Annotated in this window: 21 protein-coding genes; 12 read left to right on the top strand and 9 right to left on the bottom strand. The window is 67.1% G+C overall.

Annotated features, from left to right (window positions below; genetic code table 11):
- Window positions 1-71: 71 nt before the first annotated feature.
- The 3 genes from ATO6_RS18050 to ATO6_RS18060 form a co-directional block, all read right to left on the bottom strand.
- A complete protein-coding gene (locus ATO6_RS18050) occupies window positions 72-3,428 on the bottom strand; it encodes an efflux RND transporter permease subunit (RefSeq protein WP_254919198.1) in 3,357 nt (1,118 codons plus the stop codon).
- A 13-nt stretch (window positions 3,429-3,441) separates the two neighbouring features.
- The gene (locus tag ATO6_RS18055) at window positions 3,442-4,620 is read right to left on the bottom strand and encodes an efflux RND transporter periplasmic adaptor subunit (protein WP_088625425.1); all 1,179 of its coding nucleotides are present in this window, start codon (window positions 4,618-4,620) and stop codon (window positions 3,442-3,444) included.
- A gap of 198 nt (window positions 4,621-4,818) precedes the next feature.
- On the bottom strand, window positions 4,819-5,586 hold the full coding sequence (locus tag ATO6_RS18060; protein WP_088625426.1) for a DeoR/GlpR family DNA-binding transcription regulator: 768 nt from the start codon (window positions 5,584-5,586) through the stop codon (window positions 4,819-4,821).
- Between the two features lie 268 nt (window positions 5,587-5,854).
- On the opposite strand from ATO6_RS18060, the gene glpD reads away from it, so the two are divergent.
- The 7 genes from glpD (at window position 5,855) to ATO6_RS18100 (ending at window position 13,875) form a co-directional block, all read left to right on the top strand.
- The gene (gene glpD, locus ATO6_RS18065; protein ID WP_088625427.1) at window positions 5,855-7,468 is read left to right on the top strand and encodes a glycerol-3-phosphate dehydrogenase; all 1,614 of its coding nucleotides are present in this window, start codon (window positions 5,855-5,857) and stop codon (window positions 7,466-7,468) included.
- The gene (locus tag ATO6_RS18070) at window positions 7,465-8,553 is read left to right on the top strand and encodes an ABC transporter ATP-binding protein (RefSeq protein WP_088625428.1); all 1,089 of its coding nucleotides are present in this window, start codon (window positions 7,465-7,467) and stop codon (window positions 8,551-8,553) included. The genes glpD and ATO6_RS18070 overlap by 4 nt, the downstream gene beginning before the upstream one ends.
- A gap of 10 nt (window positions 8,554-8,563) precedes the next feature.
- Window positions 8,564-9,646: an ABC transporter ATP-binding protein gene (locus ATO6_RS18075; protein WP_088625429.1), complete on the top strand. Its 1,083-nt coding sequence runs from the start codon at window positions 8,564-8,566 to the stop codon at window positions 9,644-9,646.
- A 196-nt stretch (window positions 9,647-9,842) separates the two neighbouring features.
- Window positions 9,843-10,712, top strand: coding sequence for a carbohydrate ABC transporter permease (locus tag ATO6_RS18085; RefSeq protein ID WP_088625431.1), 870 nt, complete (start codon window positions 9,843-9,845; stop codon window positions 10,710-10,712).
- A gap of 1 nt (window position 10,713) precedes the next feature.
- Window positions 10,714-11,562, top strand: a complete 849-nt coding sequence (locus ATO6_RS18090; protein WP_088625432.1) for a carbohydrate ABC transporter permease — start codon at window positions 10,714-10,716, stop codon at window positions 11,560-11,562.
- A 223-nt stretch (window positions 11,563-11,785) separates the two neighbouring features.
- Window positions 11,786-12,058, top strand: coding sequence for a DUF2160 domain-containing protein (locus ATO6_RS18095; protein ID WP_088625433.1), 273 nt, complete (start codon window positions 11,786-11,788; stop codon window positions 12,056-12,058).
- Window positions 12,059-12,147: 89 nt separating this feature from the next.
- A complete protein-coding gene (locus tag ATO6_RS18100; RefSeq protein WP_088625434.1) occupies window positions 12,148-13,875 on the top strand; it encodes an ABC transporter substrate-binding protein in 1,728 nt (575 codons plus the stop codon).
- Between the two features lie 79 nt (window positions 13,876-13,954).
- On the opposite strand, the gene ATO6_RS18105 is transcribed toward ATO6_RS18100, so the two are convergent.
- Together ATO6_RS18105 and ATO6_RS18110 are read right to left on the bottom strand one after the other, a co-directional pair.
- A complete protein-coding gene (locus ATO6_RS18105; protein WP_088625435.1) occupies window positions 13,955-14,584 on the bottom strand; it encodes an AraC family transcriptional regulator in 630 nt (209 codons plus the stop codon).
- A 30-nt stretch (window positions 14,585-14,614) separates the two neighbouring features.
- Window positions 14,615-14,815 carry a hypothetical protein gene (locus tag ATO6_RS18110; RefSeq protein ID WP_088625436.1) on the bottom strand — a complete coding sequence of 67 codons (201 nt, stop codon included), beginning with the start codon at window positions 14,813-14,815 and terminating at the stop codon, window positions 14,615-14,617.
- A gap of 138 nt (window positions 14,816-14,953) precedes the next feature.
- Here ATO6_RS18110 and ATO6_RS18115 point away from each other — a divergent pair, with 138 nt between their 5' ends.
- The 3 genes from ATO6_RS18115 to ATO6_RS18125 all read left to right on the top strand — a co-directional run bounded on the left by ATO6_RS18115 (window position 14,954) and on the right by ATO6_RS18125 (window position 18,522).
- Entirely contained in the window at window positions 14,954-15,793 is an 840-nt protein-coding gene (locus ATO6_RS18115) for an N-acyl homoserine lactonase family protein (protein WP_088625437.1), read from the top strand.
- Window positions 15,794-15,900: 107 nt separating this feature from the next.
- Window positions 15,901-17,385: a glycerol kinase GlpK gene (glpK, locus tag ATO6_RS18120; RefSeq protein ID WP_088625438.1), complete on the top strand. Its 1,485-nt coding sequence runs from the start codon at window positions 15,901-15,903 to the stop codon at window positions 17,383-17,385.
- 3 nt (window positions 17,386-17,388) lie between these two features.
- On the top strand, window positions 17,389-18,522 hold the full coding sequence (locus ATO6_RS18125) for an iron-containing alcohol dehydrogenase (protein WP_088625439.1): 1,134 nt from the start codon (window positions 17,389-17,391) through the stop codon (window positions 18,520-18,522).
- A gap of 121 nt (window positions 18,523-18,643) precedes the next feature.
- Here ATO6_RS18125 and ATO6_RS18130 read toward each other — a convergent pair whose 3' ends face one another.
- From ATO6_RS18130 to ATO6_RS18140, 3 genes are read right to left on the bottom strand one after another with little or no spacing between them, the layout of a single operon-like run.
- Window positions 18,644-19,414, bottom strand: coding sequence for a VOC family protein (locus ATO6_RS18130; protein ID WP_088625440.1), 771 nt, complete (start codon window positions 19,412-19,414; stop codon window positions 18,644-18,646).
- Window positions 19,415-19,424: 10 nt separating this feature from the next.
- On the bottom strand, window positions 19,425-20,267 hold the full coding sequence (locus ATO6_RS18135) for an enoyl-CoA hydratase (RefSeq protein ID WP_088625441.1): 843 nt from the start codon (window positions 20,265-20,267) through the stop codon (window positions 19,425-19,427).
- 10 nt (window positions 20,268-20,277) lie between these two features.
- Window positions 20,278-21,072 carry an enoyl-CoA hydratase gene (locus tag ATO6_RS18140; RefSeq protein ID WP_088625442.1) on the bottom strand — a complete coding sequence of 265 codons (795 nt, stop codon included), beginning with the start codon at window positions 21,070-21,072 and terminating at the stop codon, window positions 20,278-20,280.
- A 410-nt stretch (window positions 21,073-21,482) separates the two neighbouring features.
- Between ATO6_RS18140 and ATO6_RS18145 the strand changes: the two genes are divergently transcribed.
- Entirely contained in the window at window positions 21,483-23,060 is a 1,578-nt protein-coding gene (locus tag ATO6_RS18145) for an ABC transporter substrate-binding protein (protein WP_088625443.1), read from the top strand.
- A 59-nt stretch (window positions 23,061-23,119) separates the two neighbouring features.
- Here ATO6_RS18145 and ATO6_RS18150 read toward each other — a convergent pair whose 3' ends face one another.
- Window positions 23,120-23,929 carry a MaoC/PaaZ C-terminal domain-containing protein gene (locus tag ATO6_RS18150; RefSeq protein ID WP_176440987.1) on the bottom strand — a complete coding sequence of 270 codons (810 nt, stop codon included), beginning with the start codon at window positions 23,927-23,929 and terminating at the stop codon, window positions 23,120-23,122.
- 170 nt (window positions 23,930-24,099) lie between these two features.
- Between ATO6_RS18150 and ATO6_RS18155 the strand changes: the two genes are divergently transcribed.
- Window positions 24,100-24,938 (top strand): ABC transporter ATP-binding protein (locus tag ATO6_RS18155; protein ID WP_088625445.1); only part of this gene is annotated, 839 nt, incomplete at its 3' end.

A 24,938-nucleotide genomic window follows, 5' to 3' on the forward strand; every position in this document is an offset into this window, starting at 1 on the left:
AGACCGGAGTCGCGGATGCATCAACAGGCGGCGCGCGCCCCGACCGGGGCCGCGCCACCGCTGCCTCAGCTTCAGGCCGTGGCGGCCCGCAGTTCGCGCGCCAGCCGTTTTTCTTCCTCGACCTTGGGCTTGGAGAAGCGGGCCAGCAGCAGGTAGGCCACCGGCGTCAGGTAGAGGGTCGAGATCGTGGCCAGCCCCAGCCCGCCGACGATGACCCAGCCAAGCGCCTCGCGCGCCTCGGCGCCGGCACCCGACGACAGGATCAGCGGCACGCCGCCCAGCACGGTCGAGGTCATGGTCATCATCACCGGGCGCAGACGGATCGTCGACGCCTCGAAGATCGCCTCGCGCAGATCCTGCCCCTTGTCCCTGAGCTGGTTGGCGAATTCGACTATGAGAATCCCGTTCTTGGCCATGATCCCTATGAGCATGACCAGGCCGATCTGCGAATAGACGTTCAGCGTCAGCCCGGTCAGCACCAGCGCGATCGCCGCACAGGCAAGGCCGAGCGGGACGGTCGACATGACGACCACCGCCGAGATGAAGCTTTCGAACTGCGCGGACAGGACGAGGAAGACGACCACGATGGCGAAACCGAAGGTCAGGAACATGCCGGACGAGGTCTGGTCAAGCGTGGCCGCCTCGGCCAGCGGGACGATACGGTTCTCTTCGGACAGGATCTCGTCCGCCAGCCGCTCCACCTCGACCATCGCACTGCCGAGCGACATGTTCGGCCCGAGGCCCGCCGAGATCTCGACCGACCGGTTCTGCCCCTCGCGGTTCAGCTCGGGCGCCACGGCCCGTTCGGACAGGCGGATGAAGGTCGACATGGGCACCATCTGGCCGTCGGCGGTGCGGATGAAGATATTCTCCAGATCGCCCGGATCGTTGACCGGGTTGGAGCTGGACAGCATCTGGATGTCGAAGCTGGTGTCCTCGATGAACACCTCGCCCACCGACTGGCCGTCGAGCACGGCGCGCAGCGCCTCGCCCAGACCCGAGATGTCGATCCCCAGGTCCTGCGCCCGCTCGCGGTCGATCTCGATGAAAAGCTGCGGCATGGTGGTCTCGTATTCCAGCCGCACCTGCCCGAAATCGGGGTTCTCGGACATGCGCGCGACCAGCGTCTCGGCCACCTCGGCCAGTTGACCGTAGTTGTTGCCGGTGACGGCGAAGGACAGCCCCCGCCCCGCGCCCCGGATCCCGAGCGAGTTCGGCTGGATGGCAAAGGCCCGCACCCCGATGACCGAGAACAGCGCACGGTTGATGTCGCCGACGATGGCGTCCTGACTGCGTTCCCGCTGTTCCCAAGGCGCCAGAGCCATCACCATGAAGCCGCGCGAGGTGTTGCCGCCGAAGCCGGTGATGGCGAACACGTTCTGTATCTCGCCGCTGTCGCGCAGCGGTTGGATCTTGTCCTCGATCTCGGCCATCTTGCCGAGCGTGTAGCTCAGCGACACGCCCTGCGGCGCGGTGATCGACAGCAGCGCGATGGAGCGGTCTTCGCGCGGGGTCAGTTCCTGCTTGATGCTGCCGGACATGAAATAGGCGGTGACCGCGAACAGCCCCGCGATCAGGATCACGATGAACGGCGCGGCCAGCGCGCCCTTCAGCGTCATCGCATAGAACCCGGCCAGCCGGTTGCCCAGCCAGACCATCGGTCCGCGCGGGTTCTCGTTCACCGGCTTGGTCAGCAGGCGGCTGGCCAGCACCGGGCACAGCGTCAGCGCGACGACCGAGGACAACATGACCGCGATGGCCAGCGTGAAGCCGAATTCCCGGAACAGGCCACCGACCTGCCCCGGCAGGAACGACAGCGGGATGAACACGGCGGCCAGCGTGGCGGTGGTGGTCACGACGGCAAAGAACACCTCCTGCGTGCCCAGCACGGCGGCGGCGCGGGGGCCGACGCCCATGGAGCGGCGGCGGACGATGTTTTCCAGCACGACGATGGCGTCGTCGACGACCATGCCGGTCGCCAGCACCAGCGCCAGCAGCGTCAGGATATTGACCGAGAAGCCGACGAGGTAGATCGCGGCCAGCGTGCCGATCAGCGCCACGGGCATCGTCAGCGCGGGGATCAGCGTCGCCCGGAAATCCCGCAGAAACAGGAAGATGATCGCGATCACGATGACCACGGCGAGGATCAGCGTCGTCATCACCTCCTTGATCGACCCGTTGATGAAGTTGGCGTCGTCCGAGGTGATGAAGATATCCACGTCATCGGGCAGCGTCTGTGACAGCTCGGCCACGACGGCCCGCACGTTGGTCGAGATCTCAAGCGTGTTCGACGTCGCCTGACGGATGATGCCGATCCCGATGCCGGTCTTGCCGTTGGCGCGCAGCACCGTCTCGTTCGGGGCCGGCCCGAGGGAGACGGAGGCAAGGTCGCCCAGCTTGACGTTTTCGGCCACTTCCAGCGCCTCGAACGCCTCGGAGGTGGCGACCAGAGCCGTGGTGCGGACGTTGATCGTCTGGCGTTCGCCCGACAGGTCGCCCGCGGGCACGTCGAAAGCCACGTTGCGCAGCGCGTTGCGCAGGTTCGCCAGCGTCAGGCCCCGAGCGGCCATTTCGCGCTGGTCGATGTCGACGCGGAAGATCGGCTCGCGGTCGCCATAGACCTGAAGATCGGCCACGCCCTCGACCGAGATCAGGCGATCCTCGACCCGGTCGGTGACCAGCTGCGTCAGCTCCTGCGGGGACCGGTTGGACGAGGTGACGGCGATGCGAAGCACCGGCTGGGCGTTGGCATCGGCCTTGACGATCTGTGGCAGTTCCGCGTTCTCGGGCAGCTGGTTCGATATCCGCGCCATCGCGTCGCGTGTGTCGGTGGCGGCGACGTCCAGATCCACGTTGTCGTTGAATTCCAGCGTCACGCGGCTGCGGCCATAGCGCGAGTTGGACGAGATCGTGCGGATGCCGGACACACGACCGACAGCGCCCTCGACACGGGAGGTGACTTCCTGATCCACCGTTTCGGGCGAAGCGCCCGGATACTGCGTGGTGACGGTGACGACGGGTCGGTCGACGTCGGGCAGTTCGCGGATTTCGACACCCGCCAGACCGGCCAGCCCCGCGATGACGATCAGCGAGGACAGCACGATGGCGAGGATCGGGCGCCGCACGAAAAGCGCGGTGCCGCCGCCGGGGGCTGCCAGTTCCTCTTCTTCTTTCGTATCCTGAAGCACAGGGCTGGACGCCTCGGCCGGTCCGGAAGGCGGCGTCGGCGCCAGCTGCTCCGGCTCGGGCGTCGGAGTAGGCGCAGGCGTACGGCGGACCACCGCCTCGTCCTCGCCGTCCCAGACGATCAGCGTTTCCTTGGGCTGTTCCGGCGCCTCCGGCTCCGGTGTCGCCTGGGGCGCTTCTGGCGTGGCGGGGGTGTCGTCCTGAACGGTCCTGCGACCGAGAAGCCGTGACAGCCAGTCCATGTCGATCCCCGCCTTACAGCGTCTGTGCGGACGAACCGCGCGACAGGTTCAGCGCGGCGGCCTGTTCGGCCAGCGACACGGCGGCACCGGGGCGCAGTGTCTGCACCCCTTCGATCACCACCTTCTCGCCCGGTTCCAGCTTGCCGCTGACCAGCACCCGGTCGGCGTTGCGCTGGCGGATCTCGATGTTCACGCGCACCGCCTTGTCCTCGCGCACGATCCAGACGAAGGGCCCTTCGCTGGACCACTGCACCGCCAGCGGATCGACGGATGGGTATGTCTCGCCCGGAAAGGCCAGCGTCACGGACAGCGCCATGCCATCACGCAGCCGGTCGCCTTCGTTGGAGAGCCGCCCGAGCACGCGGATGGTGCGGCTGTTGCGGTCGATGCGGTTGTCGATCGCCGCGACCTCGCCCTCCAGCGTCACGCCGTTCAGCGCGAGCGGCACAGCCGTCAGCTTCATGCCCGTCGACAGCTTGGCCAGCACCCGCTCGGGCACGCGGAAGTCGATCTGGATCTCGCTCCGGTCCGTGATGACGGCCAGCGTGTCCTGATTGGTGATGCGGTCGCCGATCTCGATTTCCAGCAGACCGACCCAGCCCCCGATCGGCGCCACGATCTCGCGTTGTGCAAGGTCGAACTCAGCCTGCCGGACCGCCAGTTCCGCCGTCCTCAACTGCAGTTCCGCATCCCGCAGGGCCACGGCGGTCGCGGCACCCGATTGCCTCAACCGGTCCAGCCGGTCCGCATTGTCGCGCGCATCCGCCAGCATCAGCTGGGCCCGATCCAGCGCGATCCGCTCCGCCTCGGCATCCAGCCGAAAGATCACCTGTCCGGCCTCGACCTGGTGGCCCGCCTCGGCGCCGATCTCGATGATGCTGCCGCTGGCCTCGGCCTTGACCGCGACGGACCGGATGGCCCGGCCGTCGCCGATGGCCGAGATGCGGTCATTCAGCGTGCCGGTCCCGACATCCGCCGCCACAACCCGGACCTCGCGCCCGCCGCGCGCCGCGGGGGCCTGCCCTTCGGCGGCGGTGGCGGGTTCGACACCCAGCAGATCGTAGACGCCCGCCCGTTCAAGCCACCCGTGGGCGGCCGGCACATAGGCGATCCAGATCGCGAGGGTCCCGCCCAGCACGATGGCCGCGAGGATGAGTTGGGAAAGGATGGAGCGGATCCACTTCAGCCACATTGACGGTCATACCCCATAGCGTCACCGGGCGGCGCGCATGTCTGTTGGCCCGCTGGACCGCGGGCGATGACAGAGCATAGCACCGGCTGTTTCCAGCGCACCAGAAAGTTAGCGGCGCGTTCACGTCACTGTGCGCGCAAGTCAGCACGCGGGGGCCTGGTTGTGCACGCAAAGGGTGCAGTCGCGGCGGCGTGGCGGTCACATCGGGTGGCTGACCACGGTTTCCGTCCCCCATGTGGCGCAGCGCGCGGCCAGCGGGGCAGCCAGCGACCGGTCCGTGAAGAAAGTGTCGATCTCCGACAACGCCGCGATCCGCGCGGGGGCCGAGCGCTGGAACTTGGAGTGGTCCGCGACGAGGAAGGTCCGGCGCGACTGGCGCAGGATGGTCTGGCTGACGCCGACCTCCTCGATGTCGAAGTCCAGCATGTCGCCCTCGGCGTCCAGCGCGGAACAGCCGATGACGGCAAGGTCGAACTTGAACTGGGCGATCGTGTCCTCGGCCAGATTGCCGACCAGTCCGCCGTCGGTGCGGCGCAGGCTGCCCCCGGTCAGCACGATCCGGCAATCGCGGTTGGCCGACAGGATCGTCGCCACGTTGATGTTGTTCGTGACCACCAGCAGGTTGCGGTGATGGAGCAGTTCCTGCGCCACCGCCTCGGTCGTGGTGCCGATGTTGATGAAGATCGAGATGTCCTCGGGCACCCGCGCCGCGCAGGCGCGCGCGATGGCGGACTTGGCGCGGCGGTTCAGGGACCGGCGCTCCTCGTAGAGGATGTTCGTGGTGCCGGACGGCAGGATCGCCCCGCCATGCACCCGTTGCAGGCGTCCGGCATCCGACAGCTCGGACAGGTCGCGGCGGATGGTCTGGAGCGTGACGCCGAAGTGATCGGCCAGCCCCTCGACCGTCACCTTGCCCTCGCGACGGGCGATTTCGAGGATCTCGGGGTGGCGGATCGTCTGGGACATCTTGGGTATTTTCGCTTTGCTTCCAATGCGAACATTTTCACAGACATCGCGATCACGCAACCGAACGCTGTTCGAACGGTAAACCAGCCGGCTCACCCGCAATTTCGTAACGTATTGAACGGCCTTTCCGCGGTTTCCGCTGACCACATGACGCGCCTTGGCGTCATGTTCGCGCAAAGCCAAGCGAACACAAACGAAGATAATACTGTTTCTCTTTTCCCGAATCGTGCAGGACTTCGGCACATCGGCTTTGGGAGGAGCCCCGCACGTGTCATCCGCCACCCAAAACGGCGTCTCGGACCTGTTCGTCATCGGCGGCGGGATCAACGGCTGCGGCATTGCCCGCGACGCCGCCGGACGCGGGCTTTCGGTTACGCTGGCCGAGATGGGCGACCTGGCCTCGGCGACCTCCTCCGCCTCGACCAAGCTGTTCCACGGCGGGCTGCGCTACCTCGAGTATTTCGAGGTCCGGTTGGTCCGCGAGGCGCTGATCGAGCGCGAGACGCTGCTCAGGGCGATGCCGCACATCTCGTGGCCCATGCGGTTCGTCCTGCCGTGGCACCCCGGCATGCGGTTCGATTCCACCACGCCGACCTCGCGCCTGCTGACGCTGGTCATGCCGTGGATGCGCGGACGCCGCCCGGCCTGGCTGATCCGGCTGGGGCTGTTCATGTACGACAACCTCGGCGGGCGAAAGATCCTGCCGCCGACCCGCTCGCTCGACCTGACGGACACGCCCGAAGGCGCGCCGCTGAAGCCGGAGTTCCGCAAGGCCTACGAATATTCCGACTGCTGGATCGAGGATTCCCGCCTCGTGGTGCTGAACGCCCGCGACGCCGAGGCGCGCGGCGCGACGATCCTGACCCGGACCCGCGTGCGGTCGGCCCATGCCGAGGACGGACTCTGGACGGTCGAGACGGAGGACGAGGACGGCCGCGTCAGCCATTACCGGGCCCGGATGCTGGTCAACGCCGGCGGCCCGTGGGTGGGTGAGATCATCGCCAACACGATCCGGTCCAACTCCGAGGAGCGGGTGCGGCTGGTGCGCGGCAGTCATATCGTGACGCCCCGGCTCTACGACCACGACAAGTGCTACTTCTTCCAGGGCAGCGACGGAAGGATAATTTTTGCAATACCTTACGAGACGGACTTCACCCTGATCGGCACCACGGATGCCGAACATGACGATCCCGGCACCAAGCCCGTCTGCACCCCCGAGGAACGGGATTACCTGCTGGATTTCGCGAACCGCTATTTCGCGCGGACGCTGACAACGGATGACGTGGTCTGGACCTATTCCGGAGTTCGGCCGCTGTACGACGACGGCGCCAGCAGCGCGACGGCGGCGACGCGGGACTACACCCTGCGCATCGACCGGTCCGGCGGCGCTCCGGTGCTGAACGTCTTCGGCGGCAAGATCACGACCTACCGGCGGCTGGCCGAGCACGCGCTGGAAAAGATCGGCGGAGAGCTCGGCGGCGTGACCGACGACTGGACCGCCGGCGTCGCCCTGCCCGGCGGCGATTTCCCGGTGGACGGCTTCGACGCGCTGGTCGCGGGTATGGAGCGGGACTTCCCCTTCCTCAGGCCCCGCTGGGCCCGGCGGCTGGTGCGCGCCTACGGAACCGAGGCACGGGCGCTGATCGGCGGGGCCGCGTCGGCGGACCAGATGGGCCCGGACTTCGGCGCGACCCTGACGGGGGCGGAGGTCGCTTGGCTGATGGACCGCGAATACGCCCGCACGGCCGAGGACGTGGTCTGGCGGCGCAGCAAGCTGGGGCTGCGGCTGAGCGCGGAACAGATCGCCGCGCTGGATGAATGGATGACGGAGCGGCGGCGCAGCGCGCCCATGGCCGCGCGGACTGCGGGAGGGGTGGCATGACGCTGAAACTGGAGGGCGTGACCAAGATCGTCGGACGCGACACTCACATCCATCCGACCGACCTGACGCTGGAAGAGGGCACGATGAACGTGCTTCTGGGCCCGACGCTGGCGGGAAAGACCTCGCTCATGCGGCTGATGGCCGGGCTCGACGTGCCGACCGCGGGGCGTATCCACTGGCAGGGCACCGACGTCACCGGGATGCGGGTGCAGGACCGCAAGGTCGCGATGGTATACCAGCAGTTCATCAACTACCCGTCCATGACCGTCTACGACAACATCGCCTCGCCCATGCGACTGCTGGGGATCGACAGGGCCGAGATCGACCGCCGCGTCCGCGAAACCGCCGAGATGATGAAGCTGACCCCGATGCTCAAGCGCAAGCCGCTGGAGCTGTCGGGCGGCCAGCAACAGCGCTGCGCCCTGGCGCGGGCGCTGGTCAAGGACGCGGGGCTGGTCCTGCTGGACGAGCCGCTGGCGAACCTCGACTACAAGCTGCGCGAGGAACTCAGGATCGAGATCCCGCGCATCTTCGCCGCCTCCGGCGCGATCTTCGTCTATGCCACGACCGAACCCGAAGAGGCGCTGCTGCTCGGCGGGAACACCGCCACGCTCTGGGAAGGCCGGGTCACGCAGTTCGGCCCCACGCCCGAGGTCTATCGCAAGCCGGTCGACTCCACGACCGCGCGGGTGTTCAGCGATCCGCCGATGAATTTCCTGCAGGTGTCGAAGACCGGCGCGCGGCTGATGTTCGGCGACGGTCAATCGGCCGAGGCGACCGGCAAGCTCGCCAGCCTGCCCGATGGCCGCTACACCGCCGGATTCCGCCCCAACCATATCGAGATCACCCAGCACACGCCCGGCGCGATGCGGTTCAAGGCGACCGTCAGCGTGACAGAACTGACCGGGTCGGAAACCTTCGTGCACCTCGACCATCACGGCGAACGCTGGGTGGGGCAGATCCACGGGGTTCATGACCTCGACCACGGGGCCGAGGTGACGGTCTGGCTGGATCCGTCGCATGTCTATGTCTTCGGCGCGGACGGCAGTCTGGTCGCGCCCGCAGCCTACGCCGAAGCCGCGTGAGGAGGATGAAGTGGCCCGCATAACCCTCGACAATCTCGCGCATTCCTACTTGCCCCGGCCCGCGGGCGACGACGACTATGCGCTCAAGAAGATGACCCATGTCTGGCAGGACGGCGAGGCCTACGCGCTGCTCGGGCCCTCGGGCTGCGGCAAGTCCACGCTGCTCAACATCATCTCGGGCCTGCTGGCCCCGTCCGAGGGCCGGATCCTCTTCGGCGAGCAGGACGTGACCCATGCCCCGACCGCCGAGCGGAACATCGCGCAGGTGTTCCAGTTCCCCGTCGTCTACGACACGATGACGGTGCGCGAGAACCTCGCCTTTCCGCTCAAGAACCGGGGCGCGAAGCCCGACTACATCAAGGCCCGCGTCGCGCAGATCGCGGCGATGATCGGGATGGAGGCGGAGCTCGACCGCAAGGCCCGCGGGCTGACGGCGGATGCCAAGCAGAAGATTTCGCTGGGTCGCGGGATGGTGCGCGAGGACGTCAACGCGCTGCTCTTCGACGAGCCGCTGACGGTGATCGACCCGCATATGAAGTGGGAACTGCGGACCCAGCTCAAGAGCCTGCACCGGCAGTTCGGGCACACGATGATCTATGTCACCCACGACCAGACCGAGGCGCTGACCTTCGCCGACCGCGTCGTCGTCATGCACGACGGCCGCGTCGTCCAGATCGGCACCCCGCAGGAGCTGTTCGAGACGCCGGAGCATACCTTCGTCGGCTACTTCATCGGCTCGCCAGGGATGAACGTGTTCCCGGCCAAGGTCGAAGGGCGGACGGCCTATATCAACGGCGCCGAGATGGCTTTGCCGCATGGCTACGGCGCGCTGTCGGGCAAGGTCGAGATCGGCGTGCGGCCCGAATACGCGCGGCTGTCGGCGACCGAAGGGATGCCGGTGCGCGTCCGCCGGGTCGAGGACGTGGGCCGCCACAAGATCGTCCGGGCCGAGTTCTTCGGGCACGACATCAACATCATCGCGGGCGAGAACGACGAGGTTGCGGCGGATACCGCGCGGGTCGTCTTCGACGGGGCGCATGTGAACGTCTACGCTGACGACTGGCGCGTCGCGCCTGAAGGGAGGGCGGCGTGATGAGGGCGGCGGCTGAACAGAGAGATGTCATCCTCGGGCCTGACCCGAGGACCTCATGGTACATCGCGCAGCATCACCACGGCGCGGTCGAGGCCGAGGTTGACGTTGTCACTGCGTCGGGAGGTCCTCGGGTCAGGCCCGAGGATGACGGCGCAGTGTCCTGCCGCTCCGACCAGCCCCAACGAGGAGCCGCGTGATGGAAAAGACCACCAACCACAAGGCGTGGTTCCTCGTCCTGCCGGTCCTGCTGCTGGTCGCCTTCTCGGCCATCATCCCGCTGATGACCGTGGTGAACTATTCCGTGCAGGACACTTTCGGGAACAACCAGTTCTTCTGGGCGGGCCTCGAATGGTTCGACGAGATGCTCAGCTCGGAACGGATGTGGGACGCGCTCTGGCGGCAGATGATCTTCTCCGCCGTCATCCTCGCCATCGAGGTGCCGCTCGGCATCCTGATCGCGCTGAACATGCCCAAGGGCGGGTTCTGGGCCAGCTTCTGCCTCGTCCTCATGTCGCTGCCGCTGCTGATCCCGTGGAACGTGGTCGGCACGATCTGGCAGATCTTCGGCCGGGTCGACATCGGTCTGCTGGGTTACACGCTCGACGCGCTCGGGATCGACTACAACTACACCCAGAACGTCGCTGACGCATGGATCACCGTGATCGTCATGGATGTCTGGCACTGGACCTCGCTGGTGGCGCTGCTGGCCTATGCGGGTCTTCAGTCGATCCCCGACGCCTTCTACCAGGCGGCGAAGATCGACCAAGCCAGCCGCTGGAAGGTCTTCCGCTACATCGAGCTGCCCAAGATGGCGGGCGTGCTGATGATCGCGATCCTGCTGCGGTTCATGGACAGTTTCATGATCTATACCGAGCCCTTCGTCGTCACCGGCGGCGGTCCCGGCAACGCGACGACGTTCCTGTCCATCGACCTCGTGAAGATGGCGCTCGGGCAGTTCGACCTCGGGCCGGCTGCGGCGTTCTCGATCATGTATTTCCTCGTGATCCTGCTGATCTCATGGGTGTTCTACACCGTGATGACCAACCTCGACCGGAAGGGGAACTGAGATGGCCGACGCCACTGCCCTCGCCCCCGCCAAGGCCAGCGCTCTGCCCCGCGTGAACGGCAAGGCCGTCGTCATGACGCTGTACCTGCTGTTCCTGCTGCTGCCGATCTACTGGCTGGTGAACATGAGCCTGAAGACCAACTCCGAGATCCTCGGGGGCTTCTCGCTCTACCCGCGCGACCTGACGTTCCGGAACTACGCGGTGATCCTGACCGACCCGTCGTGGTACATGGGCTACGTCAATTCGCTGATCTACGTGGTGATGAACACGGTGATCTCGGTGACTGTCGCCCTGCCCGCCGCCTATGCCTTTTCGCGCTACCATTTCCTGGGCGACAAGCACCTGTTCTTCTGGCTTTTGACCAACCGCATGGCCCCGCCGGCGGTCTTCGCGCTGCCGTTCTTCCAGCTTTATTCGTCCGTGGGCCTGTTCGACACCCACATCGCCGTGGCGCTGGCGCATTGCCTGTTCAACGTGCCGCTGGCGGTCTGGATCCTCGAAGGCTTCATGCGCGGCGTGCCCAAGGAGATCGACGAGACGGCCTATATCGACGGCTATTCCTTCGGGCGGTTCTTCGTGAAGATCTTCATGCCACTGATCGCGAGCGGCATCGGGGTCGCGGCGTTCTTCTGCTTCATGTTCTCGTGGGTCGAGCTGCTGCTGTCGCGGACGCTGACGACCGTGGACGCCAAGCCGATCGCGGCGACGATGACGCGCACCGTGTCGGCCTCGGGGCTCGACTGGGGCGTGCTGGCGGCAGCGGGGGTGCTGACCATCGTGCCCGGCGCGCTCGTAATCTGGTTCGTGCGGAACTACATCGCCAAGGGCTTTGCCCTGGGGAGGGTGTGATGGCGACATTGGGCATCAGCGCTGAGGATCGCGCCCTTCCCTGGGCGGGCGCCTCGGGCCGCCTGTGGTCAGCGGTTTATCCCCAAAGCCCCGGTCGACGGCTGAACGGGCAACGACATCGCCAAGGCGCCCTCCCGTGGGGAGGGAAGGGCGCGGTCCGGGCTGGTCGCCCGGACCAGGGTGTGAACCAGAGCGCGGCGCTCACATTCGGAGGGTGGACGTAATGGACTGGATGGCATGGACATGGCCGACCGCGATCTTCTTCGCCGTCATCGCCTCGCTGCTGATCGTCTTCACCTTCCTCGCGATCCGTTTCCCGGAAACCCCGCGCACCGGCGTCCTCGGGATCGAGACGACACGCGGGGACCGGCTGTTCATCACGCTGCTCGGCAGCGCCTTCATCAACCTCGCATGGCTCGGGCTGGTCGGGGAGAACCAGCCATGGGCCATGGCGGTCTGCCTGATCTATGCCGCAGCGGTGTTCCGCTGGGTCTAGGGAAGGAAATCCGGCGACGCGGGAAAAAGGCCTAGGAAACCGACCCGCGCCGCCTTCGCAGAAACCAAGTTCTACAACGGGAGGACCATATGAACTTGTCCCTGAAATCAACAACTGCCTTGGCGGTTGCGCTGTCTTGTCTCGGCAGCGCCGCTTTTGCAGACATGGACGCGGCACGCGCGTTCCTGGATGCTGAAATCGGCGACCTTTCCACGCTGTCCCGCGCGGATCAGGAAGCCGAGATGCAGTGGTTCGTCGACGCCGCCCAGCCCTTCGCGGGGATGGAGATCAAGGTGGTGTCGGAAACCATCACCACCCACGAATACGAAAGCCAGGTGCTGGCGCCCGCCTTTACCGCGATCACCGGCATCAAGATCGCCCACGACCTGATCGGCGAGGGCGACGTGGTGGAGAAGCTGCAGACCCAGATGCAGTCCGGCCAGAACGTCTATGACGCCTATATCAACGACTCTGACCTGATCGGCACCCACTGGCGCTATCAGCAGGCCCACAACCTGACCGACTGGATGTCGGGCGACGGCGCGGACGTGACCTCGCCCACGCTGGACCTGCAGGACTTCATCGGCCTCAGCTTCGTGACCGGGCCGGACGACAAGGTCTACCAGCTGCCCGACCAGCAGTTCGCGAACCTCTACTGGTTCCGCTACGACTGGTTCACCGATCCCAAGACCATGGAGGACTTCAAGGCCCAGTTCGGCTACGACCTCGGGGTTCCGGTCAACTGGTCGGCCTACGAGGACATCGCCGAGTTCTTCACCGGCCGCGACATGTCCTATGCGGGCGGCCCTGCCGATGGCGTCTTCGGCAACATGGACTACGGCAAGAAGGACCCCTCGCTCGGCTGGCGTTACACCGATGCGTGGATGTCCATGGCCGGGATGGGCGACAAGGGTGAGCCGAACGGCCTGCCGGTCGACGAATGGGGCATCCGGGTGAACGAGAACAGCCAGCCCGTCGGGTCCTGCGTGGCCCGTGGCGGCGCGACGAACGGCCCCGCCGCCGTCTACGCCGTGACCAAGGCGATCGAATGGCTGCAGAAATACTCGCCGCCCGCCGCTGCCGGCATGACCTTCGGCGAGGCCGGACCGGTCCCAGCGCAGGGTTCCATCGCGCAGCAGATGTTCTGGTACACCGCCTTCACCGCCGACATGGTGGGCGACGGCGCGGATGCCGTGCTGAACGAGGACGGCACGCCGAAATGGCGCATGGCCCCCTCGCCCCACGGGGTCTACTGGGAGGAAGGGACCAAGATCGGTTACCAGGACGCAGGCTCCTGGACGCTGCTCAAGTCCACGCCGATCGACCGGGCCAAGGCCGCATGGCTCTATGCCCAGTTCGTCACCTCCAAGACGGTGGATGTGAAGAAGTCCCACGTGGGTCTGACCTTCATCCGCGAATCCACCATCCAGGACCAGAGCTTCACCGACCGCGCGCCGAAACTGGGCGGCCTGGTGGAATTCTACCGCTCGCCTGCACGGGTCCAGTGGTCGCCGACCGGCACCAACGTGCCCGACTATCCCAAGCTGGCGCAGCTGTGGTGGCAGAACATCGGCGACGCGATGTCCGGTGCCAAGACCCCGCAGGAAGCGCTGGATTCGCTCTGCGCGGATCAGGAGCGGGTGCTGGAACGGCTTGAGCGCGCAGGCGTTCAGGGCGACCTCGGCCCGAAGATGAACGAGCCGAAGGATCCGCAGGAATGGCTGGATGCGCCGGGCGCGCCGAAAGCCAAGAAGGACAACGAGGACGAGGAGCCGAAGACGGTGTCCTACGACGAACTCATCAAGTCCTGGCAGTAATCGCTGCTGTCACGAAACTACCCTCCCTTGCGGGGCCCTTCGGGGCCCCGTCTTTTGTTCGTGGGTCATTTCGCGGCTGTCAGGCAAATTCCGCAGGCGTCGTGCCGAAGGCCTCGCGGAACCGTCGTGCGAAATGCGACCGGCTGGCATAGCCCGCCAGTTCCGCCGCGACCCCGGCAGGCGCGCCCTGCGCCAGCGCGTCCCGCGCCGCCTCCATCCGTGCCGCGCGGACGATATCGCGGAACGACTGGCCGGCCTGCGCCAGATGCCGCCTGAGCGTCGACGCCCCCATGCCCATCCGACCGGCCATCTCCTCGACCGTCCAGACCGCCGCAGGATCGCTGCGAACGAGCCAGCCGATCCGGTCTGGCAGGGTCTGCCAGAACAACGGCCGCGCCTGCGGCACCCGGCGCAGCAGCAGCAGGATCTCGGCCACCCGGTGACGGCAGACCTCGGCCCGCGCCGCCGGATCGCGCAGTTCACGCCGGGCGTTGCCGACCGCATCCACCAGGTCCTGCGTCAACGGGATCGAGAAATCCGCCACCTGCCCCGGCTTCCGCGCCTCCTCCGCCGTCAGCGGCGCGACGCCCTGCGGCAGTTCCGAGACCTCGATCAGCAGCGACTGGTAGTAGCCCGACCGTTCGTCCGGAATGTTAAGCACGTCGATCAGCACCCCGCGCGGCAGGGCGAAAAGCGTGCCCGCAGGCATCCGGTGCGGCGTATCGCCCAGCCAGACTTCCTAGGCGCCGCGCAGGACGATCCCGAGCACGGGGTTCGGCATCGTGATCGATGTCAGCTTCTCGCGACTGAGACAGGCATAGGTGAACGCGCCCGGCCCCTCGTGCCGCGTGCCGCCGCCGTGCTGGAGGGACACATCCGCGAAATGGCGCATCAGCTCGGCCCGCAGGCTCAGGTCGTCTGTCTGGGTGTCGTGTTTCATGGCCCGAGCTTACGCCGGTATCGCGCGCCGGGAAAATGCCCGATCGAGCGTTTCGGGCTCATCTTCAGGCATTCCCGGCCCTCGGGCGATCCTCTGGCCGTGCATCTTCGGTCCATTGCAACCAGTCGGAGATCCCGAATGAACCGCTTCATCGCCCCCCTCGCCCTGACCGCCGCGACCGTCCTGCCCGGTCTGGCCCCTGCCGCCGAAACCGCGCTCTGGCGTCTCGACTGCGGCAGCATCGAGGTCCGCGATCTCAACCTTTTCAGCGACACGATGGCCTATCCCGGCCAGAGCATGACCCTGACCAACAGCTGCTACGCGATCCGCCACGGCGGAGAGGTGATGATCTGGGACACCGGCTTTCCTGCCGCGCTGATCGGCGCGCCCGCGTCGGAAGACGTGCTCGCCCCCAGCCTCGAGAGCGACCTGCCCTCGCAACTGGCCGAGATCGGGATCGCCCCCTCGGATGTGACAAAGGTCGGCATTTCGCATTACCACTTCGACCACACCGGTCAGGCCGCCGCGTTCGCGCAGGCCGAACTGCTCATCGGCGCGGCCGACTGGACGGTGCTGAGCGGCCCGCTGCCCGACTGGGCCGGGGGTTTCGTGGTGCCGGAAACGCTCGCCCCCTGGGTGTCCGGCGGCGCGCGGGTCCGGGCGGTGCCGGGCGATCACGACGTGTTCGGCGATGGCAGCGTGGTGATGCTCGCCATGCCCGGACACACGCCGGGCGAAACCGCGCTGCTGGTCAACCTGCCCGAAACCGGCCCGGTTCTCCTGTCCGGCGACGTGGTGCATTTCGCCGAACAGATCGACGGGAACGGCGTCCCCGGCTTCAACTTCGACCGTGCCGACAGCCTTGCCTCGATGGCCCGGATGACCACCCTCGCGGACAATCTGGGCGCGGTTCTGGTCGTCCAGCACGACCCGCGCCACATCGACCGCCTTCCCGCCTTCCCCGAAGCCGCCAGATGATCTGATTATTCAGCAAAATCATTACACTAACGCCGGGATGTTCACGCAACCCGGCGTTGACTTCCCGCGCCCCCAAGGCCACAGTTCACGGCAGGGAGGACGCTGAAATGAGTTACATTCTCGCCATCGACCAGGGCACCACGTCGAGCCGTGCAATCCTGTTCGACAAGGCCCTGTCCGTGGTCGCCACGGCCCAGCAGGAATTCACCCAGCACTTCCCTGCATCGGGCTGGGTGGAGCACGATCCCTCCGACCTCTGGTCCACCACCGCCGCCACCTGCCGCTCCGCCATCGAGAAGGCCGGACTGCGCCCCGGCGACATTGCCGCCATCGGCATCACCAACCAGCGCGAAACCACGCTGCTCTGGGACCGCCAGACCGGCAAGCCGCTGGCCAACGCCATCGTATGGCAGGACCGTCGCACCGCCGAGACCTGCCGCGCACTGAAGGAGGCGGGGCACGAACCCGCCGTGACACAGGCGACGGGCCTCCTGCTCGACCCCTATTTCTCGGGCACCAAGCTGGCGTGGCTTCTGGACAATGTCGAAGGCGCCCGCGCGCGGGCCGAAAAGGGTGAACTGGCCTTCGGCACGGTGGACAGCTGGCTGGTCTGGAACCTGACCGGCGGCAAGGTTCACGTCACGGACGCCACCAATGCGGCGCGCACCCTGCTCTACGACATCCGCAAGGGCCGCTGGTCGGACGAGATGTGCGCGATGCTCGACATTCCGATGTCCCTGCTGCCCGAGGTGCGCGACTGCGCCGCCGATTTCGGCACCACCCGGCCCGACCTCTTCGGCGGCGAAATCCCGATCCTCGGCATGGCGGGCGACCAGCAGGCGGCGACCATCGGTCAGGCCTGTTTCGCGCCGGGCATGATGAAATCCACCTACGGCACCGGATGCTTCGCGCTGCTGAACACCGGCACCGATCCAGTGACCTCAACCAACAGGTTGCTGACCACCATCGCCTACCAGATGGACGGCCAGCCCACCTACGCGCTCGAGGGGTCGATCTTCATCGCGGGGGCCGTGGTGCAATGGCTGCGCGACGGGCTCAAGATCATCCGTGACGCCGCCGAGACGCAGCCGCTGGCCGAACGCGCGGATGCGGGTCAGGGCCTCGTCCTCGTCCCCGCCTTCACCGGCCTCGGCGCGCCCTACTGGAACGCGGAGTGCCGCGGCGCGGTCTTCGGCCTGACCCGCAACTCCGGCCCCGCAGAATTCGCCCGCGCCGCGCTGGAAAGCGTCGGGCACCAGACCCGCGACCTGCTGGACGCGATGCGCGCCGACTGGACCGGCACCGGCGACACCGCGCTGCGCGTCGACGGCGGGATGAGCGCGTCGGACTGGGCGATGCAATACCTGTCGGACATCCTCGGCGCGCAGGTCGACCGGCCGAAGGTGCTGGAAACCACCGCCATGGGCGCCGCATGGCTCGCCGGACAGCGCGCGGGGGTCTATCCCGACATGGCGGGATTTGCCGAGACATGGGCGCTCGACCGCAGCTTCACCCCCGCGATGGACGAAGAGACCCGCAGCACCCGCCATGCCCGCTGGCGGCGCGCGGTCGATGCGACGCTGGCGTTCTAGGCGATGGCCTGGACGATCCTCATGCCCGGCCGGACGATCTTCGGCCGTGGCGCGGCGGACACCGCACCGGAGCTGATCTCGGGGCTCGGTCGTCGCATCCTGCTGGTGCGCGGCTCTGCTCCCGGCGCGGACCGGCTGGAGGCGGCGCTCAGCGCCCGCGCCGAGGTGCTGACGCTCCGCCACCACGGCGAGCCGGACCTCCCCGCCCTGACCGCCGCGCTCGACCGTGCCCGCCCCTTCGCACCCGATGTGATCGTGGCGATCGGCGGCGGCTCGGTCCTCGACCTCGGCAAGGCACTCGCTGCGCTGGTCCCGTCCTCACGCGATCCACTCGACCACCTCGAAGTGGTCGGCCGCGGCCTGCCCCTCGACCAAGCGCCCCTGCCGCTTGTCGCCATACCCACCACGGCGGGCACCGGGGCCGAGGCGACGCGCAACGCGGTGATCGGCGTGCCGGAGCATGCCCGCAAGGTCAGCCTGCGTGACGACCGGATGATCCCGGACGTCGCGCTTGTCGACCCCGCCCTCACCGACCATTCTCCCCGCGCGGTCACGCTGGCCTCGGGCCTCGACGCGGTCGTTCAGGTGATCGAGCCCTACCTCTCGTCCCGCGCGACACCCTTCACGGACGCGCTCTGCCGCGCCGCCATCCCGCAGGGCCTCGCTGCCCTGCGCCGCCTGATGGAGGCTGAGGACCCGGCGGCGCGCGACGCCCTCGCCCATGTCAGCCTGACGGGAGGCATCGCACTGTCGAACGCCGGCCTCGGCGCCGTTCACGGTCTGGCCGGAGTGCTGGGTGGCCGCCATCCGGCCCCGCACGGCGCGCTATGTGGCCGCCTGCTGGTTCCTGTCCTGCGCGCCAACCGCGCGGCTCTCACGGCCAACGGTCACTCCACCGACCGCATTGACGAGATCACGGCCATGATCGCGCGGACCTTCTCAACTTCGCCAGATAAGGCACTGGAAACGCTGGACACATGGGCCACCAACAATGGCCTGCCCGACCTCGCCACCCTATGCGTCACACCGCTCGATCCGCAGGCCACCGCCCGCGACGCCGCCGCTTCCTCGTCAATGAAGGCGAACCCGGTCCCGGTCTCCGAAGACACCCTCGCCGCCATCCTCGACGCCGCCTGAGGGGCACAGGTTCCCCTGCTTCCTCTGGCTGAAAATACTTCCGCCGGAGGCAACGCCGCCTGACCGGCCTCGATGGCCGGTCAGGCGGCCACATGCGCGACGCCGGAGGCGGCGCAAACCCTCACCGCAGGTAGAACCGCGTCCCGCAGATCATCGCGCAGTCGGGCCCCGTCATCAGCCCCTTCTCCCGCGCCGCCGCGACCACGGTCGCCCGATCCCGCACCTTCAGGTCGAGCCCGCCCAACCCGTCACCGCGCCCGTCGACAGCCTCCACGAACCGCAGGTCGGCATTCGCCAGCACGATCACCGGCACCCCGTCCCGCCGTTCCACCGGATAGCCCGACACGGCGGACCAGTGCGCCGCCAGCGCCTCCGGGTCCTCCGCCTGAAGCTCCGCCCCGGTCATCGCCGTCACGCGATCCGCCGTCACCTTGTCACGCCAGCCGTCGAACCCGGCGAAGGGCCATGTTCCCGCCGGATCGCCGCCCTCGATGAAGGGCACCGAGAAGAACGAAGCGCGCATATCGCCGGGATGCAGCTGCATCATCTTGTAGCTGCCGCCGTCCCGCTCCATCGCCACGCGGACGCCGTTTGCCGCCGCATTGGCGCGGACGCGGTCCTGTTCCGCCTGTTCGGTGGTCTGGGCGATGACCATGTAGCCGCCATCGCCCCCGCGCCGCTGCAGATAGCGGCCGGCGGCCGTGCCGTCCCGCAGGGGCGCCACGACCTCGAGGAACTGCGTGCCGATCCCGAGCAGCGTGTTCTCCAGCCCGTAATCGCCCACCTTCTCGTCGACGAAGACCGGCGCGAGGCCGAAGACCTCGGACAGATCGTCGATCGCCGGATGCAGATGTTCGGCTACAAGGCAGATCTGCCGCATGAAGATCGCCATGGAACCGCCTTCAGATGCTCACGAAATTCGGAGATCGCCGGTCGACGTAGCTGCGCACGCCTTCCTTGATGTCGGGATTGCCGAGGCTCTTGTCCATCTCGGCATCCGCCAGCGCGAGGCTCTCGCCAAAGGTCTGGTGATGGCCCGCGCGGACCTGCCGCTTGATGACCGCCATCGACCGGGGCGAGACCTGCGTCGCCAGCAGCCGCGCCATGCCGAGCGCACGGTCGTCCAACTGGTCCATCGGCACCGCCGCATTGACCATGCCCATCTCCGCCGCTTCGCGACCGCTGAACTTGCGGGCCGACAGCAGCAGTTCCAGCGCGTTCCCCTCGCCGATCATGCGCGGCAGGATCCATGCCAGCCCATGTTCCGCGATCAGCCCGCGCGCGGCGAAGGCGGTCGAGAAATTCGCCGCCTCGTTCGCGTAGCGCATGTCACAGTGCAGGACCAGCGACAGGCCGATGCCCGCGCAGGCGCCGTTGATGCGGGCGATGATCGGCTTGGGGATGTGATAGAAATAGCCGAACCGGCCCCTGTAATCCTCGCCGATCTCGGGCCAGCGGTCGTCCTGGAACGCCGCCGCTGAGGGGTGCGGTTCCGACCGGCTGGCCGAAACGCCGGTCGCGGCGGTGGTCTGCAGCCCCGCCATGTCGACGCCCGCGCAGAAGCCCTTGCCAGCGCCGGTTATGACGATGACGCGGGTGTCCGGGTCCGTCCCCGCCGCCGTCATCGCAGCATGCATGTCGCCCGCCATCTCGCGCGTCCATGCGTTCAGGCGGTCGGGGCGGTTCAGGGTGATCGTCGTCACGCCATCGCGGGTTTCCGACAGGATGATTTTCTCGTCGCTCATGTCCGTCTCCTCAGCTTCCGTTGAACACCGGCTTGCGCTTCTCGACGAAGGCCGCCGCCGCTTCCTTGTGATCGTGGGTCAGCGAGCTTTCCGAGTGATTGCGCGCCTCGGTCATGAAGCAGTCCCGCAGGCTGCCGCCGCCCTGTGCCAGCGCGATGTTCTGCTTGATCCGGCCGAGGATCCCCGTCGGCCCTTCCGCCAGACGCGTGCCCATCTCCAGCGCCGCCGCCTGCACCTCGCCTGCCGGGACGACGCGGGTGGCAAGGCCGAGCTGTCCGGCCTCGATCCCCGACAGGATCGGCGACAGCAGGTAAAGCTCGCGCGCCTTGGCCGCGCCCAGAAGCTGGGTCAGGAAATACGTCCCGCCGTAGTCGCCCGACAGGCCGACCTTGGCGAAGGCCGTCGTCAGCTTGGCGTTCTCGGCCACGATGCGGAAATCGCAGGCCAGCGCCAGCGACAGGCCAGCCCCCGCCGCGTTGCCGTCGATGGCCGCGATCGTGGGTTTCGGCATCTCGTGCAGGTAGCGCGAGGCGCTCATGCGGTCGTGCAGCTGGTGCAGGCGCTCGCCGAAGGGCATGTCGCGCCCGCGGCCCTCGTTCATCGCCTTGACGTCGCCGCCGACACAGAAGTGCCCCCCCGCGCCGGTCAGGATGACGGCACGCACGTTCGGATCCTCCGCCGCCTCGGCGGTTGCCTCACGCAGGCCCTGCGTCAGCGAGGGGTCCATCGCGTTGCGCCGGTCGGGCCGGTTCATCGTGAGGATGAGCAGCCCATCCCGGTTTTCCTTCAGCAGAGTGTCCGCCATTTTCATCCTCCCAGACCTGCGCCGCGCGCATGTTTCGAACTGGGCGGCAGCGTAGGACCGCCGGGTCGCGCGGGTCAAAGAAAGCCCGCCATTCGCCTCGGATGTGTCGGGCGGAACGGAGGGGACCACCGCGTCCGGCACGTGTTCCGCAGACGGAATACCACGGCCCACCACCTGGACCCCGCGACTGTCTCCGCGAGGAAGCGGCAACAAATGGAATGGTTTTCCGCAGTTGCCAGACTGAGGCCCAAACAGGTTGACACTGTCAAACACCTGTCGCGCATATGGAATACCAGCTTCACGAATGTGATATTCCGGGGCCTGCATGCCACGGAACAGCCTGCCGCCGGTGACCCTTTGCCCACCTCGAATCGAGCGATGTACGCGCGAACGGGGCAAGGGAGGACACCATGACAGACAAGACCGCACCAAACGGGGCGCGCGGGTTTACCCGCCTGACCCGTCGCGAGATGATGGCCATGACGGCCGCCGCAGCCGCCGGTTCCGCCGCGCTGTCGCCCGGCTGGGCGCAGGCGCAGGTGAAGGGCGGCGTGCTGCATTTCGCGCATTACGCCAACCCCTCGTCGCTCGACCCGGCGACCAGCCGGACGGCCACCGACTCCAACGTGCTGTGGAACATCTACGACACGCTGATCCGGTCGACCCCGGACCTGCAGCCCCTGCCCGGCCTCGCCGAAAGCTGGGAATGGGAGGACGAGACGACCCTCGTCCTGAACCTTCGGAAGGGCGTGAAATTCCACGACGGCACCGATTTCGACGCCGAGGCCGTGCGCAGCAACGTCGACTTCGCCAAGAACGATCCACGGACCCGGATCTCCAACCTGTTGGAGACGGTGCGCGAGGTCGAGGTGCGTGATCCGCACACCGCCGTCATGTTGCTGAACACGCCGGACGCCGCACTGGTCATGGCGCTGACCGAGCGGGTCGGCATGATGGCCTCGCCGACCGCCCGTGCCGAACGCGGCGAGGATCACGACCGCAATCCCGCCGGGGCCGGCATGTTCCGCGCCACCGCGTGGAACGAGGCGTCGAACGTGGAACTTGAGCGGTTCGAGGACTACTGGGAATCCGACAAGCAGTATCTGGACGGGATGGTGATCAACATCATCACCGACACCTCAACCGGCGTGCGGTCGGTCCTGTCGGGTCAGAACAACTTCATGCACTACGTCCCGACGCTTCAGGTGAACCAGCTCAAGGGGAACCCGGACCTCGAGATGTTCGTCGGCACCTCGCTCTACTTCCACAAGCTCTACTTCAACATGAGCGACCAGCGGAACGGCCCGCTCAAGGACGTGCGCGTCCGGCAGGCGATCAACTACGCGGTCAACAAGGACGCCTTCAACCAGGTCATCTGTTCCGGCCTCGGCGAGATCGCGAACATGTGCGTCCCCAAGGACTCGCCCGGCTACGACGAGCAGGCGGCGAGCCATTACACCTACGACCCGGACAAGGCCAAGGCGCTGCTGGCCGAGGCGGGCTATGCGGACGGGTGCGACATCACCTTCTGCTTCTACGCCAACCCGCCGGGACAGCAGCGGATGGAGGTCGTGTCGTCCATGCTGGAGGCTGCGGGCTTCCGCATGACCTTCAAGTCGGGCTCGGTCCCCCAGATGGGCAAGGACTGGAACGACCACGCGGGCGACGTCTTCATGTCCGCATGGACCGGGCGGCCGGACGTCGCGCTGTCGATGAACCTGCTCTACCACAAGACGTCCTACTACATGAAAGGCAAGGCCGAGCCCTCGCCAGAGTTCACCGCGCTGCTGGAGTCGACCAAGTCCGAGATCGACCCCGCCAAGCGCGAGGAGAACATCCGTCAGGCGGCCCGGATGGAGCGCGAGCTGGCGATGGAACTGCCGATCGTGTTCCAGCCGCAGATCGTCATCCACCGCCCCAACGTTAAGGGGTGGGAGCCGAACATCCTCGGCAAGCCGAAGTTCAACGAAGTCTGGATCGAAAGCTGAGGGTGAAGGCCACCCATACATACGGCAGGCGGCGGGGTGATCCCGCCGCCCGCAGGCCGTCAGGCCATGTGGTTGATGCGTATCTCGCTCATCACCTTGCCGTCGCGCGCGGTGCACATGGCCACGGGGCGGCCGCCCTCTTCCTTCACGCGGACGTCGAAGGTGTCGTCCCAGAAGATCGGGCGCCGGAACATCACGTCGATGTCCAACTCGCTCGGCGCGAATTCCCGCCACAGCGCGGCGGTCATGTAGCGCACGCCGTGGCTGCCGCCGATGATCGGCGCCCTGTAGCCGGCGTTGCGGGCGAAGTCGAGGTCGGTGTGGATGCGGTTCCCGTGCCCGCCGCAGTAGAGGATCGTCTCGTCCGGCGTGACCGTGACGGTCGCGACGGTGCGCAACCCCTCGGGATCGGTGATCGCCGGTTCAGGGCGCGGGATGGTGCCGCGCGCGGTCGGATCGGCCTTCTGCGTCGGGTCCGTCATCAGCGCAGTGCGGCGGGTCAGGACGCCCCTGGCTTCGCCCGCGGTGCGGTAATCCGTGTCGGCCACCCAGACGATGCCGCGCGGCGTCTCGGTCGCCTCGGCCACGCCGCCCGTGATGTCGATGTCATCGTCCAGACCGACCATCTGCTCGACCACGATGTGCTGCATCATGTTCACCATGCCATCCGAGCTGATGCCGTTGCGCACGGCCTCCTTGATGGCATGCGGAATGAAGGCCGCCGGGTCGATGCCGCCGCGAAACAGCGCGGCATCGCCGCCGATGACGCCCATCATCCGCTCCTCCGCCTTGCGGTCGAACTTGTCGCGCCGCGGGGTGAAGTCATAGCCGGCACGCGGGATCACGGTGCCTGTGGCGGGTTTGTTCATTGGTTGCATCCTCCTCCTGCCGCGCGGGTCCGCGCGTCGGGAAAGATGCGGTCAAGCGGATCAAGAGTCAACCATAACCAAATGAAAGAACATGATAAAATGCCGAATGGCAAAGCAGTCCGGATGCCCGGAACCCAACTGTCGACCGCGAGATACGGAGGATCCACGGGATGAACACGCAGGTATCCGGGGCCGAGGTCCTGAACCCCTCTGCAACACGCGCACCGCTGCTGTCGGTGAACGACCTGTCGATCTACTTCCGCGCCGGGCGCGGGCGGTCGAACCGTGTCGTGGACAACGTCAGCTTCGACGTCGCGCGGGGCGAGACGGTCGGGCTGGTCGGTGAAAGCGGGTCCGGCAAGACGGTGACGGGGCTGTCGCTGCTCGGTCTGCTGCCGGACGGCATCGCATGGTCCGAGGGCGACGTCAGCTTCGAGGGCCGCCAGATCGGCGCGCTGCCGGAACCGGAACTGCGCAAGCTGCGCGGGCGGCACATCTCGATGATCTTTCAGGAGCCGATGACGGCGCTCGACCCGGTCTTCACGGTCGGTGACCAGATCGCGGAAACGCTGATCACGCACTTCAAGATAAGCAAGAAGGAAGCCAAGGCGCGGGCCATTCAGGCTCTGGCCGATGTCGGCATCCCCCTGCCGCAGAAGCGCGCCGAGGAATACCCGCATCACCTCTCCGGCGGGATGCGCCAACGCGCCATGATCGCCATTGCTCTGGCCTGCGAGCCGCAGCTGCTGATCGCGGACGAACCGACGACGGCGCTCGACGTCACGATCCAGGCCCAGATCATCGACCTGATCATGAAGCTCGTCGCGGATCGTGGCACCTCGCTGATCTTCATCAGCCACAACCTCGGGGTCGTGGCGGAAGTCTGCGACCGCATGATCACCATGTACGCCGGTCAGGTCGTCGAGGACGCGAAAACCGATGACGTCCTGATCTCGCCGCAGCATCCCTACACCTCGGGCCTGCTGGCCTCGGTCCCGCGCAAGTCGAT

The organism is Oceanicola sp. 22II-s10i, assembly GCF_002210105.1.
In the GTDB taxonomy this organism is placed as follows: domain Bacteria; phylum Pseudomonadota; class Alphaproteobacteria; order Rhodobacterales; family Rhodobacteraceae; genus Pseudooceanicola.

Bases quoted from the DNA above. Each gene is read 5' to 3' on its own strand.
- ATO6_RS18050 (WP_254919198.1), bottom strand. From the start codon at position 3,428: ATGGACTGGCTGTCACGGCTTCTCGGTCGCAGGACCGTTCAGGACGAC.
- ATO6_RS18055 (WP_088625425.1), bottom strand. From the start codon at position 4,620: ATGTGGCTGAAGTGGATCCGCTCCATCCTTTCCCAACTCATCCTCGCG.
- ATO6_RS18060 (WP_088625426.1), bottom strand. From the start codon at position 5,586: ATGTCCCAGACGATCCGCCACCCCGAGATCCTCGAAATCGCCCGTCGC.
- ATO6_RS18070 (WP_088625428.1), top strand. From the start codon at position 7,465: ATGACGCTGAAACTGGAGGGCGTGACCAAGATCGTCGGACGCGACACT.
- ATO6_RS18085 (WP_088625431.1), top strand. From the start codon at position 9,843: ATGGAAAAGACCACCAACCACAAGGCGTGGTTCCTCGTCCTGCCGGTC.
- ATO6_RS18090 (WP_088625432.1), top strand. From the start codon at position 10,714: ATGGCCGACGCCACTGCCCTCGCCCCCGCCAAGGCCAGCGCTCTGCCC.
- ATO6_RS18095 (WP_088625433.1), top strand. From the start codon at position 11,786: ATGGACTGGATGGCATGGACATGGCCGACCGCGATCTTCTTCGCCGTC.
- ATO6_RS18100 (WP_088625434.1), top strand. From the start codon at position 12,148: ATGAACTTGTCCCTGAAATCAACAACTGCCTTGGCGGTTGCGCTGTCT.
- ATO6_RS18105 (WP_088625435.1), bottom strand. From the start codon at position 14,584: ATGCCTGCGGGCACGCTTTTCGCCCTGCCGCGCGGGGTGCTGATCGAC.
- ATO6_RS18110 (WP_088625436.1), bottom strand. From the start codon at position 14,815: ATGAAACACGACACCCAGACAGACGACCTGAGCCTGCGGGCCGAGCTG.
- ATO6_RS18115 (WP_088625437.1), top strand. From the start codon at position 14,954: ATGAACCGCTTCATCGCCCCCCTCGCCCTGACCGCCGCGACCGTCCTG.
- glpK (WP_088625438.1), top strand. From the start codon at position 15,901: ATGAGTTACATTCTCGCCATCGACCAGGGCACCACGTCGAGCCGTGCA.
- ATO6_RS18125 (WP_088625439.1), top strand. From the start codon at position 17,389: ATGGCCTGGACGATCCTCATGCCCGGCCGGACGATCTTCGGCCGTGGC.
- ATO6_RS18130 (WP_088625440.1), bottom strand. From the start codon at position 19,414: ATGGCGATCTTCATGCGGCAGATCTGCCTTGTAGCCGAACATCTGCAT.
- ATO6_RS18135 (WP_088625441.1), bottom strand. From the start codon at position 20,267: ATGAGCGACGAGAAAATCATCCTGTCGGAAACCCGCGATGGCGTGACG.
- ATO6_RS18140 (WP_088625442.1), bottom strand. From the start codon at position 21,072: ATGGCGGACACTCTGCTGAAGGAAAACCGGGATGGGCTGCTCATCCTC.
- ATO6_RS18145 (WP_088625443.1), top strand. From the start codon at position 21,483: ATGACAGACAAGACCGCACCAAACGGGGCGCGCGGGTTTACCCGCCTG.
- ATO6_RS18150 (WP_176440987.1), bottom strand. From the start codon at position 23,929: ATGAACAAACCCGCCACAGGCACCGTGATCCCGCGTGCCGGCTATGAC.